Origin of the sequence: Gilliamella sp. Pas-s27 (genome assembly GCF_009795865.1) — a bacterium.
Lineage (GTDB): Bacteria > Pseudomonadota > Gammaproteobacteria > Enterobacterales > Orbaceae > Gilliamella.
Map to the genome: position 1 here is coordinate 1 of NZ_WTEW01000111.1, position 390 is coordinate 390.

The 390-nt window shown below is 34.4% G+C and carries 1 pseudogene; it reads left to right on the forward strand.

Annotated elements, in window-relative coordinates:
- Positions 1 to 48: 48 nt before the first annotated feature.
- A pseudogene (locus GQ589_RS11925) lies at positions 49 to 390 on the forward strand (hypothetical protein); the annotation flags it as partial.

Sequence of the window (390 nt, forward strand, 5' to 3'; positions counted from 1 at the left end):
AATATGTACCCCTATACTATTAAATATATGCCAGGGTATCATAAAGATATGCACTATCGCGATCCTATTTATATTAATAATAAATTAAATGAACGATTAGCACTCTATGCCAAAGAGGGATTATTTACCGAAGAGCTAGTTGGTCACGATGGCGACAAGCCACTCTACCGCTATAACTTTACTGATGAAGGGCGTAAATATCTTGATAAAAAATGGTGGGGGGGAACAAATTTCTGTTTTGGCAAAGTGGTGGTTGAAAAAATAGATAAGGTAGATGATCAAATGCAAGGGATAAGAATGGTGTTTTTTTATTACCATATGGAAAACGTCCCAAACTGGATAAAAAATAAGGATATTTATAGTCTATATAAAGGTTATGGTGGTTTAGAG